The 16,590-nt window shown below is 75.0% G+C and carries 12 protein-coding genes; 3 read left to right on the plus strand and 9 right to left on the minus strand.

The window, feature by feature from the left end:
* Positions 1-23: 23 nt before the first annotated feature.
* From KLI87_RS22285 to KLI87_RS22315, 7 genes are all read right to left on the minus strand, one after another.
* Positions 24-2,123 carry a histidine kinase gene (locus KLI87_RS22285; RefSeq protein ID WP_214618500.1) on the minus strand — a complete coding sequence of 700 codons (2,100 nt, stop codon included), beginning with the start codon at positions 2,121-2,123 and terminating at the stop codon, positions 24-26.
* An 8-nt stretch (positions 2,124-2,131) separates the two neighbouring features.
* Positions 2,132-2,812 carry a response regulator transcription factor gene (locus KLI87_RS22290; RefSeq protein WP_214618501.1) on the minus strand — a complete coding sequence of 227 codons (681 nt, stop codon included), beginning with the start codon at positions 2,810-2,812 and terminating at the stop codon, positions 2,132-2,134.
* Between the two features lie 165 nt (positions 2,813-2,977).
* Positions 2,978-3,964 carry a class A beta-lactamase gene (gene bla / locus KLI87_RS22295; protein ID WP_156215811.1) on the minus strand — a complete coding sequence of 329 codons (987 nt, stop codon included), beginning with the start codon at positions 3,962-3,964 and terminating at the stop codon, positions 2,978-2,980.
* A 52-nt stretch (positions 3,965-4,016) separates the two neighbouring features.
* Positions 4,017-4,787 (minus strand): thioesterase II family protein, encoded by a 771-nt coding sequence (locus KLI87_RS22300; protein ID WP_156215812.1) that lies wholly within the window; start codon positions 4,785-4,787, stop codon positions 4,017-4,019.
* Positions 4,784-5,026, minus strand: a complete 243-nt coding sequence (locus KLI87_RS22305; RefSeq protein ID WP_156215813.1) for a DUF5988 family protein — start codon at positions 5,024-5,026, stop codon at positions 4,784-4,786. Before KLI87_RS22305 ends, KLI87_RS22300 begins: the two co-directional genes overlap by 4 nt.
* Positions 5,027-5,073: 47 nt before the next feature.
* A complete protein-coding gene (locus tag KLI87_RS22310) occupies positions 5,074-6,384 on the minus strand; it encodes an MFS transporter (protein WP_214618502.1) in 1,311 nt (436 codons plus the stop codon).
* A gap of 27 nt (positions 6,385-6,411) precedes the next feature.
* Complete coding sequence (locus KLI87_RS22315) at positions 6,412-7,626, minus strand: carboxyl transferase domain-containing protein (RefSeq protein WP_156215815.1); 1,215 nt, start codon at positions 7,624-7,626, stop codon at positions 6,412-6,414.
* Between the two features lie 151 nt (positions 7,627-7,777).
* Between KLI87_RS22315 and KLI87_RS22320 the strand changes: the two genes are divergently transcribed.
* Positions 7,778-9,967, plus strand: coding sequence for an MMPL family transporter (locus KLI87_RS22320; protein ID WP_214618503.1), 2,190 nt, complete (start codon positions 7,778-7,780; stop codon positions 9,965-9,967).
* Between the two features lie 111 nt (positions 9,968-10,078).
* Here the strand turns inward: KLI87_RS22320 and KLI87_RS22325 are convergent, their stop codons facing one another.
* Entirely contained in the window at positions 10,079-12,898 is a 2,820-nt protein-coding gene (locus KLI87_RS22325; protein WP_308166123.1) for an AAA family ATPase, read from the minus strand.
* A 427-nt stretch (positions 12,899-13,325) separates the two neighbouring features.
* Here KLI87_RS22325 and KLI87_RS22330 point away from each other — a divergent pair, with 427 nt between their 5' ends.
* Entirely contained in the window at positions 13,326-13,979 is a 654-nt protein-coding gene (locus KLI87_RS22330; RefSeq protein WP_156215817.1) for a TetR/AcrR family transcriptional regulator, read from the plus strand.
* Positions 13,980-14,033: 54 nt separating this feature from the next.
* On the opposite strand, the gene KLI87_RS22335 is transcribed toward KLI87_RS22330, so the two are convergent.
* Positions 14,034-14,819, minus strand: coding sequence for an AfsR/SARP family transcriptional regulator (locus KLI87_RS22335; RefSeq protein ID WP_156215818.1), 786 nt, complete (start codon positions 14,817-14,819; stop codon positions 14,034-14,036).
* Positions 14,820-15,118: 299 nt separating this feature from the next.
* Here KLI87_RS22335 and KLI87_RS22340 point away from each other — a divergent pair, with 299 nt between their 5' ends.
* Positions 15,119-16,579, plus strand: coding sequence for an FAD-dependent monooxygenase (locus tag KLI87_RS22340; RefSeq protein WP_214618505.1), 1,461 nt, complete (start codon positions 15,119-15,121; stop codon positions 16,577-16,579).
* Positions 16,580-16,590 lie beyond the last annotated feature (11 nt).

Genomic DNA, 16,590 nt, shown 5'->3' on the forward strand with positions numbered 1-16,590 from the left:
CGCGCGGGCCCGCGAGGGTGCGGTCACCCGGTTCCGGGTACGGTTCCGCGCCCCCGCGCGGTGGTGCCCGCACGAGGCACGGGCACCCGCCCCCGGACGGTGGTGCCCGCGCCGGGGGACGAGCGGATCTCCAGCCGCCCGCCGACGGCGTCGATCCGGTCGCGCATGTTGCCGAGCCCCGACCCCCGCGCCGTCGCGGACGGGTCGAACCCCGGCCCGCCGTCGGACACCGCGAACTCCAGCACGTCACCGTCTCCGCCGAGGTCGAGCCGGAGCCGGGGCGCGCTCCCGGCGGCGTGCTTCGCCGCGTTCTGCAGGGCCTCCAGGCAGCAGAAGTACACCGCCGCCTCGACCTCGGGCGCGAACCGCCGCCCGGCGAGTGCCGGTGCCGCCGCGACCTCCGCCGGGACGCGGGCCGCGTGCGCGCGCAGCGCCCGGGCCAGGCCCTTCTCGGCGAGGATCGCGGGGAAGATGCCCCGGGCCAGGTCGCGCAGGGTGTCCAGGGCCGTCCCGGTGTCGTGGTGGAGCTCGTCCAGCAGCGCCCCGACCTCGGGGGAGGCGTCGCCGAGCAGCGCCCGCGCGAGGCCGATCTTCGCGGCGACCGCGAGCAGGTGCTGCTGCGCGCCGTCGTGCAGGTCGCGTTCGAGGCGGCGGCGCTCGGTGTCCTGCGCGGCGACCAGCCGCCGCCGCGACGCGCGCAGCTCGGCGGCGCGCGCGACGTCGCGGAACGCGATCGCGGCGTGCGCGGCGAGGTCGGCGGCGAGGGCGGAGTCCCGCGCGGTGACCGGGTCGCCCGGCGGCTTGGCGATCGTGATCGCCCCGAGCGTCTCCGCGCCGTCGCGCACCTCGGCCACGGCGTCCGCGCCCGGGACGCCGTCCAGGAGCGGGACCGGTTCGGCGGTGCGCGGCGGGTGCGCGGCGGCCAGCCGCAGCTCCTCGCCCACCCTGACCCAGACCTCCGTGCGGGACGCGCCGGTGGCGTCGGCCAGGGCCCGCGCGAGCGAGGGCAGGAACTCCTCGATCGGCGCGGCCGAGGCGAGCCGCTCCGACAGCAGCGACAGCGTCTCGTAGGGCGTCGCCCTCACCCCGTGGACGAGCCGGTCCGCGACCTGCCGCGCGCGGGCGCGCACCGGACCGAACCCGAGCGCCGCGACGGCCGTCGCCACGAGCGGCGGCAGCGGCCCGCCCCCGACCTGCGACCCCACCAGCGAACCGGCGCCGACGACCACCGCGACGTAGACGACCGTGATGAACGCGGCCAGCGTCGCGTACACGATCGTGCCGCGCAGAACGGCGTCGATGTCGTACAGCCGGTACTTGGAGATCGCGAACCCGATCGCGACCGGCGTGCCCGTGCCCAGTACGAGCAGCGACGCGAACCACGGGTCCGGCGTCGGCGCCACCGGCTGGACGAACTGCGCCGCCACCGCCGCCGCGCCGAGCGCCACACTCAGCCCGAACCAGCGGAGCTGCGCCCGCTCGTCGCCGCGCGCCCGCCGGTACCGGCCCCGGCTCGCCGCCGCCGACAGCACGGCGAGCAGCCCGGCCGCGGCGGCGGGCCCGGCGACCAGCGCCACGTCCCCGGGCCCGCTCACCTCCGGCTGGAACGCGGGCGGGCCCGCCCCGGCCGAGACGGCGCCGAAGCAGACCGAGGCCGCGGCGAGGTTCGCGGCCGACAGCCGGCCGACCGCGCGCCAGCGCCGGGACGGGAGCCGCCCGTCCGGGAACAGCAGCGGCAGGAACGTTCCCGCCGGGAACACCGCGAGGATCCACGACCACGTCCCGGCCCAGCCCGCGAACTCCCCGAACGGCAGCGACCCCGGCCGCGTCGTCAGCGCGTAGACGGCGTAGGACTGCCACAGGCCCGTCATCGCGATCGCCGCGCCGATGCCGCTGAGCAGCCAGCCCACCGGGTTCGCCGGATGGCGCGGCGTCACGACCGCGCCGACCGCCGCGAACGCCACCGCCATCAGCGACAGCCCGACCGGGTAACCGGCGCCGAGGCCGCCCGCGTCGGTCCCGTTCAGGACGGCGAGGAGCAGGTTCGCCGAGGCCAGGAGCACCGTCCCGAGCCACAGCCCGTGGCACGCCCACCGCACCCACCGCGCCTTGTCGATGTCCATGGAGGGGCTCAGCCGGACGCGAGCAGGCCCTCGTCGTCCAGGAACAGCAGGACCGCCTTCACCCGCCGGTGCACCACCGGCTCCTCAGTGATGCCGAGCTTGCCGAACACGGCGTTGATGTGCTTCTCCACGGCGCGCACCGACACGGTCAGGTCGGCCGCGATCCGCGCGTTGTTCTTGCCCTCCGCCATCAGCGCGAGGACCTCCCGCTCGCGCGGCGACAGCGCCCCGAGCGGCGAGCCGGGCGCGCGGCGCCGCCCGGCCAGCAGCGCGGCGACGATCTCGGGGTCGAGCGCCGAGCCGCCGCGCGCCGTGTCCTCCAGCGCGCGGACGATCTGCTCGACGTCCCCGATCCGCGACTTGAGCAGGTAGCCGAGGCCCTCCGCGCTCTCGCCCAGCAGGTCGTAGGCGAGGTCGGGCTCCGCGAACTGCGAGAGCACGACGACGCCGACGTCCGGGTGGTCGCGCCGGATGGTCCGCGCCGCGCGGATCCCCTCGTCGGTGCCCGTCGGCGGCATCCGGATGTCGGTGAGGACGGCGTCCGGGCGGTGCTCGGCGACGGCCGCCAGCAGGCCCGGCAGGTCGTCGGCGGTCGCGGCGACCTCGACGCCCCCGGCGCGCGCGAGCAGCGCGGCGACGCCCTCCCGGACGAGGTAGCTGTCGTCGGCCAGAACGACCCGAAGTGCCATGTCGGCGATGATATTGCCCGGTCGTCCGCGCCCGGCTCGGGCGGGTCGGCCGGTCGGCCCGCGTGACCCCCTCGATCACGCGGGCCGCGACAGCCGGCCTCTGGGTTCCGTCCCTTCGTACCCCTTCTGGACGGCCGGCGGAACCTCACCGCCGGTGAGATCTCACTATGCGGGACGCGAGACGGGACGCGCGCCGAGGCCCTCCGCCAGGATCGCGGCGGTCTCGGCGATCGCCTTCTCATCCGCCGAACCGCCCGATGCCCGCCGGTTGGTGGTGATCACGATGATCAGCGGGGCGCCGCCGGACGGCGGGTAGGCGATGGCGATGTCGTTGGCCGTGCCGTAGGTGCCGCCGGTGCCGGTCTTGTCGCCGACCGTCCAGCCCGGGGGCAGCCCGGCGCGGATGCGGGCGCCGCCGGTCTCGGCGGCCTTCATCCAGCCGATCAGCCGGGCCCGGTCGGCGGGGACGAGCGCCCGGCCGAGCGTCAGCTCGCGCAGGTCGCGTCCCCAGGCGCGGGGCGTGACGGTGTCGCGCCGCTCGCCGGGGCTCCACAGGTTGAGGTCGGTCTCCCAGCGGTCGTGGCGGCTGACCCGGTCGCCGAGCGAGCGGAAGAAGGCGGTGTGCCCGGCGGGCCCGCCGATCTGCCGCAGGACGAGGTTCCCGGCGGTGTTGTCGCTGACGGTGATGGCCGCGTGGCACAGGTCCGCGACGCTCATCCCGGTGGCGACGTGCTTCTCGGTGACGGGCGAGTTCGGGACGAGGTCGTCCTCGGTGTAGCGGATCACGCGGTCCAGCAGCCCGGGGTCGGACCGGCGCGCCTTCCGCAGGACCGCGCCGCACGCGATCGCCTTGAACGTCGACAGGAACGGGAACCGCTCGTCCGCGCGGTGGGTGCGGACCCGGCCGGTGCCGGTGTCGAGCGCCCACGCGCCGATCCGCGCCCGGTGGGTCCTCTCCAGCTCGTTCAGCCGCTTGGCGACGGCGCCCTGGGAGAGCGCGGGACGTGCGGGCGCGGCCAGCGGTGCGGTGTCGCCGCGGGGCGCGGCGGAGGTGGAGCCGCCGCCGGCGCCGCAGGCGGTCACGCCGGTGAGCAGGACCGCCGCGGCCCCGGCGGCGAGCCGGACCCGGAACCGGGAAGGTGGAGTTCGCATGCCGGAAGAAGACCAGACCCCCGGCGATGATGTCCAATATTGATATTGGTTTTCAGCTGATACTGGTTCGCATATCAATCGTGGTCGCGAGCCGTTCGATCGTCTCGGCGGGCGACCGCGTCAGGTAGAAGTGGCCGCCCTCGAAGACGTGCATGTCGAACCCGCCGGTGGTGTGCTCCCGCCAGGCCCGCGCCTCGTCCAGCGTGACGTGCGGGTCGTCGTCGCCGACGAACACGGTGATCGGCGTGTCGATCGCCGCGCCCGGCGCGCAGGCGTAGGTCTCGATCGCGGCGTAGTCGCCGCGGACGGCCGGCAGCAGCATCGCGAGCAGCTCGGCGTCCTCCAGCAGGCTCGCCTCGGTGCCGCCCAGCGCGCGCAGCTCCGCGACGACGCCCGCGTCGTCACGCAGGTGCACCGACTCGGCGCGGCGGCGCGAGGGCGCGCGGCGCCCCGAGGCCACGAGCTTGACGGGCGGGCGCTCCATCCGGCGGGCGACCTCGAACGCCAGCGCGGCGCCCATGCTGTGCCCGAAGAACGCGGTCGGCGCGCCGTCCCAGCCGGGCAGCGCGGCGGGCAGGGCCTCGGCGACCGCGTCGGCGAGCCGGTGCAGGTCGGTGACCGGCTTCTCGTGGCGGCGGTCCTGGCGCCCGGGGTACTGGACGGCCAGCACCTCGACGCCCCGGTCCGCCAGCGCGGTCGCGACGGGGAAGAAGAAGCTCGCGGAGCCGCCCGCGTGCGGGAAGCACACCAGGCGCAGCGCGGCGTCGGTGACGCGGCGGTAGCGGCGGACCCACAGGTCGGCGGTGGTCTGCGGCGCGCTCATTCGGCGATCTTCGTTCGCGTCGTCCAGTGGTAGACGGGGACGCCGTCGGCGGACGCGCCGCCGTCCGGGCCGTCGGCCCGCTCGAAGTGCTGGTAGGCGCCCCGGTGCGGGATCTTGACGGTGGCGCCCTCGGGTGGGGTGCGGAGCACGCGCAGCTCGGCGGGCAGGTCGGCGGGCCCGCCCTCAAGCACCGCGCAGACGCTGCCGGGTCGGCCGGAGGATTTCCTCGCAGTGTCCATGGCCGCAGGCTCGCAATACCCGCTAAAGCGGTCACAAAGCCGCACCGTCACGGCCGTCCCTCCGGCCGCGCCTCCAACCGGGGGAGGGACGCGGCGCCGGCGCGGCGCGTCCGGGCGGCGTCGCGCCCCGGCCGGATCGTGAGCACCGAGACGACCGCGCCGGCCGCGAGCAGCCCGGCGGCGACGTCGAAGGCGTGCCGGAACCCGTCCGGGCGGCTCGCCGCCGCGTCGATGATCCGTCCGGTGGTGAACGGCCCGAGCACGCTCGCGAGCGCGGCGACCGCGTAGGACAGGCCGAGCGCCGCGCCGCGCAGCCGCGCCGGGCAGCCGTCGGCGATCGCCGCGTTGACCAGCGGGACCTGCGCGTTCCCGCAGAACGCGACCGCCATCAGGAGCAGCAGCAGCGGGACGCCGCCCGCCCTCGTCATACCGAACATGCACAGCCCGGCGGCGAGGCCGACGGCGCCGCCGACCGCGCCGTAGGCGATCCGGGTGGACGCGCCGCGCCCGAGCAGCCGCTGCGCCGCGATGCCGAGCAGCGGCCCGAGCACCACGGTCAGCACGCTGGGCAGCCCGACGGTCGCGCCGATCTGCGCGTCGGTGAGGCCCGTGTCCTCCTCCAGGAACAGCGGCATCCACGCGAGCCCGACGGCGAGCGCCCACATGGCGGTGAACGTCGTGAACGTCCCGCCGAGCCATGTGCCGGTGAGGAGGACGCGCCGCCGCGGCACCAGCCCGCCGGACGCCTCGACCGGCTTCGCGGCGGCGGGCGAGGGGGCGTAGGGACCGGTGCCGCCGTAGCGCAACCACACCAGCACCCAGCCGAGACCCATGACGCCGAGCGCGCCGAACGCCGCGCGCCAGCCGAACAGCCCGTCCACCGCGATGACCAGCGGGCCGCCGACGACCGCGCCGAGCGCCCCGCCGACGGTGATCGCGGCGGCGGGCAGCGCGCGCCGCCCCTCGGGATACCAGCTGAACGCGGTGTGGTTGGCGAGCGGGAAGCCGGGCCCCTCGCCCGCGCCCAGCACGACGCGGGTGCCGAGCAGGACGGCGTATCCGGCGGCCGGGATCACCACCGGCAGCTGCGCCGCCGCCCACACCAGGCCGAGCGCGGCGAGCAGCGTCCGCGCGGGGAACCGGTCGCCGAGCATCCCCACCAGCAGCGCGGACACGCTGAACAGCAGGTAGAACGCCGAGGCGAGCGCGCCGAAGCCGGTCGCGGTGAGGTCGAACTCCTCCATGATCGGGTCGGCGGTGAGGCCGAGCACGCTCTTGTCGGCGACGTTGACGAACATGAAGCCCGCCAGCAGGAGCAGCGCGGTACGGGAAGAGGTTCGCCGTGGGGGATTACGCATCGGAGGGGTGCCTTCCTGAGGCGCGGGTCAGAGCGGGATGTTGCCGTGCCGGCCGCGGCGGCGGACCCCGGCGGTGAGGGCGGCGGCGATCTTCTCCCGGGTGCGGCCGGGGGTGACGACCTCGTCGACGACGCCGTACCGGGCGTCGCCCATCGCCGCGACGTCCGCGTCCGGCCAGGCGAACACCTTCGTCGCGCCCAGCGAGCGGGAGTTCAGCGCGACGCACATCGCGTCGGCGGAGCGCCCGGTGATCAGCGTGACGCGCGGGACGACGGCCTCCGCGAACGCGTACAGCAGCTTGGCGCCGCGCAGCATGACGCCGTCCCACTCCTCCCGGGCGCTGGGCAGCTCGCCGGGCGCGTCGAAGACGACGACCAGCGGGATCCCGAGGGAGTCGCACATCCGGACGAAGCGCGCCACCTTCTCCGCGCCGACCCCGTCGAGCGTGCCGCCCTCGCGCCGGGGGTCGCCCGCGACGACGCCGATCGTCCCGCCCGCGAGCCGGCCGAGGCCGATCACGACGCCCGGGGCCCGGTGGCGCTGCATCTCGGTGAGCTCGCCGCCGTCGAGCAGGGCGCGCAGCAGCGCGCGCGGGTCGGGCGCGGCGTCGGGCGGCAGGCCCGCCGGCGGCGCGGGATCGAACCTCCCCGGTCGGGTCAGCAGCGCGATCAGCCGCCTGGCCTCGTCGAGCGCCTCGTCCCGCGAGCCCGCCACCATGTGGACGACGCCCGTGTGGCGCGCTTGCGGCTCCGCGCCGAAGCCGGTCGGGTCGATGAGCGGGCCGCGCCCGTCCGGCGCCACGATCACCAGGTCGGTGAGCGCGGGGCCGTAGGCGGCGCCGTGCGCGGCGGGCCCGAGGACGACGGAGATCTGCGGGACCTTCCCCGAGGCCCGCACCATCGCCGCGAACACGCGGCCCGCGCCGTCCAGCGCCTCGACGCCGTCGTCCAGCCGGGTGCCGCCGGGGTGCCAGACGCCGATGACGGGACGGTCCTCGGCGGCGGCGAGGTCGGTCGCGTGGGCGATCCGCAGGCACTCGCCCATCCCGATCTCGCCGCCCGCGCAGAACGCGATGACCTCCGCGCCCGCGACGCGGCCCCGCACGGCGACGGCCGACAGGTCGTCCTCGGGGTGGACGCGGCGCAGGGAACCGGTGTCCAGCAGCCGGTTGAGCCGCAGGTAGGGGTCGCGCCCGCCCGCGGGACGCCGCTCGCCGGGCGGCACCGTGGTGAGTCTCGTCATGGACGCAGTGTCGAGAGCGCCGCTAAAGCGCGACCTAACCGGCGAAGCGGACACTCGGCGGCGACCGGTGCCCCGAATCGCTGGAAATAAGATGAACCATGGTTCATTATTATGGTGAACCATGGTTCGACTTATGGAAGGGTGACCTCACGTGGCTGCGATCCTCTACCGGGTTGGCGCCTTCTGCTTCCGGCGCCGCCGCCTGGTCTGCGGGCTCTGGGCGCTGCTCGTGGTGCTGACGATCGCCGGGGCGGCCACGCTCGCGGGCGAGACGTCCAACACCGTGACGATCCCCGGCACCGAGGCGCAGCAGACCCTCGACCGGCTGAACGAGCGCTTCCCCGAGGCGAAGGTCGGCAACGCCTCGGCCCGGGTCGTGTTCGTCGCGCCCCCCGGGCAGCGCCTTTCCGACGGGCCGAACCAGGCCGCGGTCGAGAAGGTGGTCCAGGGGATGCGCAAGGCGCCGAGGGTGAGCGCGGTCCTCGACCCGTTCCAGGCGAAGGCGCTGTCGCGCGACGGCAGGTTCGGCTACGGGCAGGCGACCTACGACGTCCCCGCCGCGGACCTGGAGAAGGACGAGCAGGAGGCGCTCAAGGACGCCGCCGCGCCCGGCCGCGCCGCCGGGCTGACCGTCGAGTTCGGCGGCGACGCCGTCACCGAGAAGCCCGTCACCGGCGTGTTCGAGCTGATCGGCGTGCTGGTCGCGGCCGTGGTGCTGGTGGTCACGCTCGGCTCGATGATCGCCGCCGGGCTGCCGCTGGTGATGGCGATCCTCGGCGTCGGCATCGGGATGAGCGGCGTCGCGATCGCCTCCGGCATGACCGACCTGAACGTCAACACCGGCGTGCTGGCGCTGATGCTCGGCCTCGCGGTCGGCATCGACTACACGCTGCTGATCGTGTCGCGGTTCCGGCACGAGGTCGCCGAGCGCCCGCCCGAGGAGGCGGCGGCGCTCGCGGTCGGCACCGCCGGGTCCGCGGTCGTGTTCGCCGGGCTCACCGTCATGATCGCGCTGGCCGGGCTGTCGGTCGTCGGCATCCCGGTGCTGACCGCGATGGGCCTCGCCGCCGCCGGGACCGTCGCCGTCGCGGTGCTGCTCGCGCTGACCCTGCTCCCGGCGCTGCTCGGCTTCGCCGCGCGCCGCATCGCGGCGGCCAGGCGCGGGCGGGTCAAGCCCGGGGCCGTCCCGCACGGGGAGCGGTGGGCGCGGTTCGTCATCCGGCGGCGGATCCCCGTCCTGCTGGTGGCGCTGGTGGGCCTCGGCATCGCCGCGATCCCGGCCGCCGACCTGCGGCTCGGCCTGCCCGACGACTCGATGCTCCCCGCCGACTCCACCCAGCGCAAGGCGTTCGAGCTGGTCAGCGAGGGCTTCGGCCCCGGCTTCAACGGCCCCCTGGTCGTCGTCGTGGACGGCGGGCGCGGCGGCGGCGCCGCGGCGGCGGGCCAGGTCGCCGCGACCATCGGCCGCATGGACGGCGTCGCCGCCGTCACCCCGCCGACCCCGAACCGCGACGGCGGCATCGCGCTGCTGACGGTGTTCCCGAAGACCGGGGCGACCGAGCAGGCCACGACCGACCTCGTCCACCGGATCCGCGACCGGCGCGGCGAGGTGCGCGCGGCGACCGGCGCCTCGATCGCCGTGACCGGGCTGACCGCCGTCAACATCGACTTCTCCAAGAAGCTCAACGACGCGCTGCTGCCCTACCTCGGCGTCGTCGTGGGCCTGACGTTCCTGCTGCTGATGCTGGTGTTCCGGTCGCTGATCGTCCCGGTGAAGGCCGCGCTCGGCTTCCTGCTCAGCGTCGCGGCGACGTTCGGCGCGGTCGTCGCGGTGTTCCAGTGGGGCTGGCTGTCGTCGGTGTTCGGCCTGGACGCGACGGGCCCGACCGCCAGCCTGCTGCCGATCGCGCTGATCGGCATCCTGTTCGGCCTCGCGATGGACTACGAGGTGTTCATCGTCGCGCGGATGCGGGAGGAGCACGTCCACGGCACCGCCCCCGACGAGGCCGTCGCGACCGCGTTCCGGCACAACGCCCGGGTGGTCACCGCCGCCGCGATCATCATGATCAGCGTGTTCGCCGGGTTCCTGTTCTCCACCGAGCAGCTCAGCCGGTCGATCGGCTTCGCGCTGGCCTTCGGCGTCCTCGCCGACGCGCTGGTCGTGCGCATGACGATCGTGCCGGTGGTGATGTCGCTGTTCGGACGGGCCGCCTGGTGGCTGCCCGGCTGGCTGGAGCGGATCCTGCCCGCCGTCGACGTCGACGGCGAGCGGCTGGCCGAGCGCCGCGACCCGCCGGCCGGCCGACGCTCGGAGCCGGACGTCGCCGCCCCCGCCGGCTGACCCCGACTCCCCTCCCCGGGCCCCGCCGTCCGTCCGTCCCCCGTGGGGCGGACGGCGGGGCCACTCCCTTTCGACGCACGTCGGCGGTGCGGGGCAGGTCGGCGGTGAGGGTCAGGAGCCGTACCGCTCGGAGAGGGCGAGGCTCGCCTCGGGCGGGATCGCGGACGGCAGGTCCGACCGGCGGCTCAGACGCAGCTTGCGGTAGACGCGGGTCAGGTGCTGCTCGACGGTGCTGACCGTGATGAACAGCTTCGCCGCGATCTGCCGGTTGGTGTAGCCGTCGGCGGCGAGCGCGGCGACCCGCAGCTCGGCGTTGCTGAGGTCGTCGACGCCGGGCCCGGCCACCGCGGCGGGGACGCCCTCGGGACCGCCCCTGGAACCGGCGCCCGACCCGGCCTCCGCACGCCCCTCGGCCACCGCGCGTCCCTCGGTGGCCGCGCGCGCCGCCGGGGCGAGCGCGAACGGCGGGCGGCCCCGCCACTGCGCGCCCGACGCCTCGGCGAGCCGGTCGGCGCGGCGCGCCGTCCGGCGGGCGGTGCCGGGCTCGCCCAGGCCGTGCTGGACGCGGCTGAGGTCGGTGAGCGCGCGGGCCAGCTCCAGCCGGTCGTAGGAGCGCTGGAGCACCTCGACGGCCTCGAACAGCAGCGCGCGGCGGCCCCGCATGTCGCTGGTCCTGGCGAGGGCGCGCAGCGTGATCCCGCGCGTCCGGTGGTCCCAGGACGGGATCACGGCGAGCTGCTCCTCGGCCAGCGCCCGGCCCTCGTCCCGGCGGCCCAGCTCGGCGTAGGCGTAGGCGGCCGAGGAGCGCCACGGCACGACCGCCGGGATGTCCAGCCCCCACCGGCCCATCAGCTCGCCGCACACCTGGAAGTCGCCGAGCGCGGCGTGCAGCCGTCCGGTGGACATGTGGAACCAGCCGCGCGCCTCCAGGTAGTGCAGGCCCGCGCGGGTCTGGAACATCGCCTCGGGGACGGAGGTGTCGAGCCACGCCTCGGCGCGGTCCAGGTTGCCGAGCCCGACGGTGGCCGCCACCATGCTCGCCAGCGGCAGCCCGATCCCGACGCCCCAGCTCCTGGCGGGCATGACCGTCAGCGCCCGGGACGCCTGCCGGTGCGCGGCGCGCAGGTCGCCGCGCCGCAGCTCGGTCATCGCGCCGAGGCCCGCGAGCATCGCCTCCCAGACGGGGGTGCGGCGCACCCCCGCCTCGGCGGCGAGGGACTCGCGCCAGAACTCCGCCTTGTCGAGCGACCCGCCGTAGATCAGCGCGGCGAGCGCGGCGATGACGGGGATCAGCGCGGAGTCGTCCAGCCGCGCGCTCTGGAGCACCTGCTCGGCGCCGGTCATCAGCACGTCGACGTCGTCGGAGAGGGTGTGCACCGCCGACAGCTGCGGGGCGAGCGCCGCGCGGCCCGGGGCCGCCTCGCCCCACGCCGGGGGCCTGGTGTCGGGGTAGAGGGCCCGCAGGCGGTTCAGCGCCTGGCCGGCGGTCCGCTCGTCGTGGTGCCGCAGCTCGCCGAGCAGCTCCGCCGCGTCCTGCGGGCGGCCGTGCCACAGCAGGTAGTCGATGGCGCGGGCGCCGTGCCGGCCGGTGAGCAGCCCCCGCCGCACGGCGGTGCCGAGCTCGGGCAGGAGCCGTTCGACGCTGGAGGGGTCCAGCAGCCACTCGGCGCGCGCGATCAGCGACAGCGCGACCGCGCGCTCGCGCTCGTCGGCGCTGTGCCGCTGCGCCCGCTTGAGCAGCAGCAGCGCGCGCTCCCCGTCGCCGTTGTCGAGGGCCTGCTCGGCGGTCTCGCGCAGCACCGCCACCTCCCACGGCTCGCGGGGGCCGACCCCGCACAGCAGGTGCTCGGCGACGGCGGAGGCGGGGAACCCGGCGTTGTGCAGCGCCGTCGCCGCCGAGGCGTGCAGCGCCATCCGGTCGCCCGGCGGGATGCTCTGCAGGACGGCGACCCGCGCCGCCCCGTCCCGGAACCGGGTGCCGTCGAGCAGCCCGGCGAGCGTCAGCGTCTCGGTGGCCTCGGCGACCGGGTGGCGGCTCAGCCCGAGCGTCGCCGCCAGCAGGTCGGGGGACGCGGCGTCGCCCAGGATCGCGATGGCACGTGCCACGTCAAGTTCGGGCGACTCATAGCGGTAGAGGCAGCGGACGACCGCCTCCTGGAACGCCTCGCCCGGCGCCGGCGCGCTCATCCCGCGCGCGGGGTCGAGCGAGTCCTCCAGCAGGGCCTTCACCAGCAGCGGGTTGCCGCCGGTGATGCGGTGGAAGGCGCCGACGAGGCGCTGCGCGCCCGGACGGCTCGTCCGCTGCGTCAGGAGCGTTCCCACCGCGAACGGCGACAGCGGCTCCAGCCGTATGTAGCGGCAGTAGGGCTGCCGCATGACGTCGGTCTCCAGGATCGGATGCCGCCGCCGGGGGCCGAACAGCTCGGTGAACACCACCATGACGCGGTCGGAGCGCAACCGCCGGACGAGGTAGAGCAGGCACCGCAGGGACAGGTCGTCGGCGTACTCGACGTCGTCGACGGCGATCAGGACGGGCCGGTCCTCGGCGAGCTGGTGCAGCCTGCCGAGCAGGTCGCGGACGCTGGGCGAGGCCAGGTGCGTGGTGACGTCGAGGTCGGGCGAGGACAGCGCGCGGGTGAGCGCGTGGTCGAGCGGGGACAGCTCGCGGTCGACGTCGCCGTCCGCGGACTCCACGTTGCGGAGCAGTTGGTCGAGCACGCCGAGCGGGAGGGTCTGCTCCGCGCGCGACGCCGCCGCGCTCAGCACCAGCGCGCCGGCCTCGACCGCGCGCTCGGCGAGGGCGTGCAGCAGCGCGGTCTTCCCGCTCGCGACCGGACCGCCGACGATCGCGACCCGCACCGTGCCGGTGGCGCACTCCTTGAACAGTGCGTCGAGACTGGACAATTCTCTGTAGCGTTCCGCCAAGGTCACAGGTCGGCCTCGTCAATTCCAGGTGAAAGACACATGGGCACACCCGGCTTGCGACCAGGTGGGACACGATTCAGCGGGGCAGAAGAGGTGTTAGGGCGAAATGGTCGTGGGAGCGATGATCAATTGTCGGCCGTTGCGCACGCCAAACGAATAAGGGAGCCGGTTCATTTTCTGTTCACTCTAACCGTTGGTATGGATGGGTGGACTCCCGGGTTCGGGTCGTGGCCTGAAGTGGTCGGGGACGGTGGGCGGCCCCGCGGGCCCGGCCCGCGCGGCGCCGCGACGGGAGGACGCGGGACCGGCCCGGGACCCTCGCCGCGAACGGCGCACCCGGCGGGACCTGCGGTCATGGCGACTCCAGCGCTGCACTACGGTGTAGTGTGAACCGTGGTTCATCTTATGATAAGTCCACCGAGGACGGGCGCGCATGGAAAAAACACCGGGACTTCGGGCCGACGCCACCCGGAACCGGGCGAAGATCCTTCAGTCGGCGCGTGATCTGATCACCGCGCACGGCCCGCAGATCGGGATGGATGAGATCGCGCGCTCGGCGGGGGTGGCGGTCGGCACCCTGTACCGGCACTTCCCGACCAAGAACGCCCTGGTCAACGCGATCATGATCGAGATCGAGGCCGGGGTGGTCGCGGGCCTGGAGGAGGCGGTGGCCCGCATCGAGGGCGGCGGCAGCGCGCTGGCGGAGATCGAGTTGATGCTGCGCCGGCTTGCCGTGGACATGGCCGACGACCGCGCGCTGCGCGCCGTGGCGACCCGCATCGGGGCCTACTCGCCCGACAACGTCCGCCGGCACGCCGACGCGGCGCTCGGCCGGATGGTCGCGGCGGCGCACGCCGCCGGGGCGCTGCGTCCCGACGTCACCTCCGAGGACATCGGCCTGCTCATCGGCACGATGCCCGGCGCCGAGGTGCCCGAGCCCGCCCGCCGCCGCTGGGTGGAGCTGATCCTGCGGAGCATCGTCCCGGCCCCGGTCCAGGAGGGCTCGCCCGGCGGCTCGCCCTCCTGGACCGCCGTCCCGCCCGGCGCCGTATCGCGCCCGTGTGACGGCCGGGATCACGCGGAGTAGGGGGTTTCGGTCCGCGCGGCCCGGTCGCGCGGCCCGGTCGCGCGCCCCAGGCCGTCAGACGGCGGCGCGGGCCAGCTCGGGGGCGCCGAGGAGCCGCTCGTCCCCGCGCAGGATGGACTCGTGCAGGTCGCGCAGCGAGCGGCACGGCTCCAGGCCCAGCTCCCGGTTGAGGCGCTCGCGCGCGGTGCGGTAGGCGCCGAGCGCGTCGGCCTGCCGGTCGGCGCGGTAGAGCGCCAGCATGAGCTGCCGGTAGAACGCCTCGTGCAGCGGGTGCTCCTCGGTCAGCGTGTACAGCCGCCCGATGATCTCCCGGTGCCGGCCGAGCCACAGGTAGACGTCGATGAGCATCTCCAGGCACTCCAGCCGGAGCTCCTCCAGCCACGTGACGTAGGAGTAGATGATCGGGCCGTCGCGCAGGTCCCCGAGCGTCGCGCCGCGCCAGAGCGCGAGCGCCCGCTCGAAGGCGGGGGCGGCCTCCTCCGGACGGCCCTGCTGGACGGCGCACCGCCCCTGCTGGACGAGCCGCTGGAAGTCGTGGACGTCCAGCTCGTCGTCGCCGAGCCGCAGCAGGTAGCCGGGGGGACGGGTGATGATCGGGCCGGTCTCGCGGCCGGGCCGGTCGAGGAACTTGCGGAGCTGGGAGACGTACACGTGCAGGGAGGCCGTCGCCCGGCGGGGCGGGTTCTCGCCCCAGATCTCGGTCATGAGCTGGCCGGTCGTCGTCACCTGGTCCGCCCGCGCGAGCAGCACCACCAGAAGAATCTCGATCTTGCGCGCGGTGAGTGAGGACGCCCCATCATGATCAATAACGCGTACCGGGCCGAGCATTTCGAAGCGCATGTGATCCCCCGTGGTGTGTCATGTTGTGCCTTATCAGACTTTGGCACACCCTAAACTCGCCTTCGAACCCCTACGCGGCCCCTACAGACCCCAGATCGGGCGCCCCGAGTGGTTATCGGGGATTTACTTTTCGTAATTGTGAATTCTGTTCCCGTTCCGCCGCCGGTCAGGGCGCGCCGGGCCGGGCGGCGGTAAGGGCGGCTTTAGCGGCGGGTCCGACGATGGGCCGGGGCCGCCTCCGCCGTGGAGCGGCCGGAACGTCACGCCGCCGCCGCACCAGGCGGCACGGGAGGGTGGAGATGGAATCACGACAGCGGCCGGCGCCCGTGCTCATCGTCGGGGCGGGCCCGGTCGGGCTGTGGCTGGCGCGGGAGCTGGCGCTGGCGGGCGTCCGGCCGCGCATCGTGGAACGCGAGCCGCGGCCGAGCTCCTACGTCCGCGCCGGGGGCCTGCATCCCCGCACGATCGAGCTGCTGGACATGCGCGGCGTCATGGACCGCTACACCGGCCACGCGCTCAAATGGCCCTACGTGAACTTCGCCGGTCTGATGCCGCTGCTCGACCTCGCGCCGCTCGACACCGCGCACGCGTTCGGGCTCACGATCCGACAGGACGTCGTGGAGCAGATCACCGAGGAGCTGCTCGGCGAACTCGGCGTCACCGTGGAGCGCGAGCGGACGGTGACGGCCGTGGAGCAGGGCGCGGACGCCGTCCGGGTCGCGATGGAGGACGGCGAGGTCATCGAGGCCGCCTACGTCGTGGGCTGCGACGGCGCCCGCAGCCTGGTGCGCAAGCAGGCGGGGATCACCTTCCCCGGCATCGACTCGACAGCGACCTACGTCCTGTCCGACGTGCGGCTGGACGACCCGCCCGAGTGGCTCGGCAAGCTCGGCATCAAGTCGTTCGAGGGCGCGGACGGGCAGCGGATCGGCTGGTTCCTCGGCGGCCAGGTCCCCGGCACCGACCAGTACCGCATCATGATCGCGGACGAGCCGTCCAGCCGCGCGGGCAAGGACGACCCGGTCGAGATCGAGGAGGTCCGCGCGATCCTGCGGCGCATCGCCGGGTCCGACTTCGGCGCGCACAGCCCGACCTGCCTCGCGCGGGTCGGCAACCAGGCGCGGGTCGCCGACCGGTACCGCGCCGGGCGGGTGCTGCTGGCGGGCGACGCGGCGCACGTCCACTCGCCGTTCGGCGGGCAGGGCCTGAACACCGGCCTCCAGGACGCCACGAACCTCGGCTGGAAGCTCGCGGCGGTCGTGCGCGGCGAGTCCGGCGAGGAACTGCTGGACACCTACCACGACGAGCGGCACCCGATCGGCGAGCGGGTCGTCGCGAACACGCTGGCCCAGACGCGGATGGTCTTCGACTTCACGCTCGGCGGCGCGCGGCTCCGCGAGCTGTTCTCCTCGCTGATGGAGCTGCCCCAGGTCAACGACCACCTCGCCGGGATGATCACCGCGCTGGACTACTCCTACGCGCCCGCCTCCGGCGCGCACCCGCTGGTCGGCACGCGCGTCCCGGACCTGGAGCTGAAGTCCCCGGACGCCGGACGCCTCTACGAGCTGTTCCGCGACGGCGGGCACGTCGTGCTGGAGCTGGCGGCGGGCGGCGCGAAGGAGCTGGACGTCCCGGCGAAGGCCCAGGTCAGGGTCGTGCGGGGCGAGCCGTCCGCGCCGAGGGAGGGCTGGGACGGGCTGGACGCCGTCCTGATCCGCCCCGACGGCCACGTCGCGGCGGTGGCCCCGGCCGGGAGCTGATCGCCTCGACC

Source organism: Actinomadura sp. NEAU-AAG7, assembly GCF_018603865.1.
Taxonomy (GTDB): domain Bacteria; phylum Actinomycetota; class Actinomycetes; order Streptosporangiales; family Streptosporangiaceae; genus Spirillospora; species Spirillospora litoris.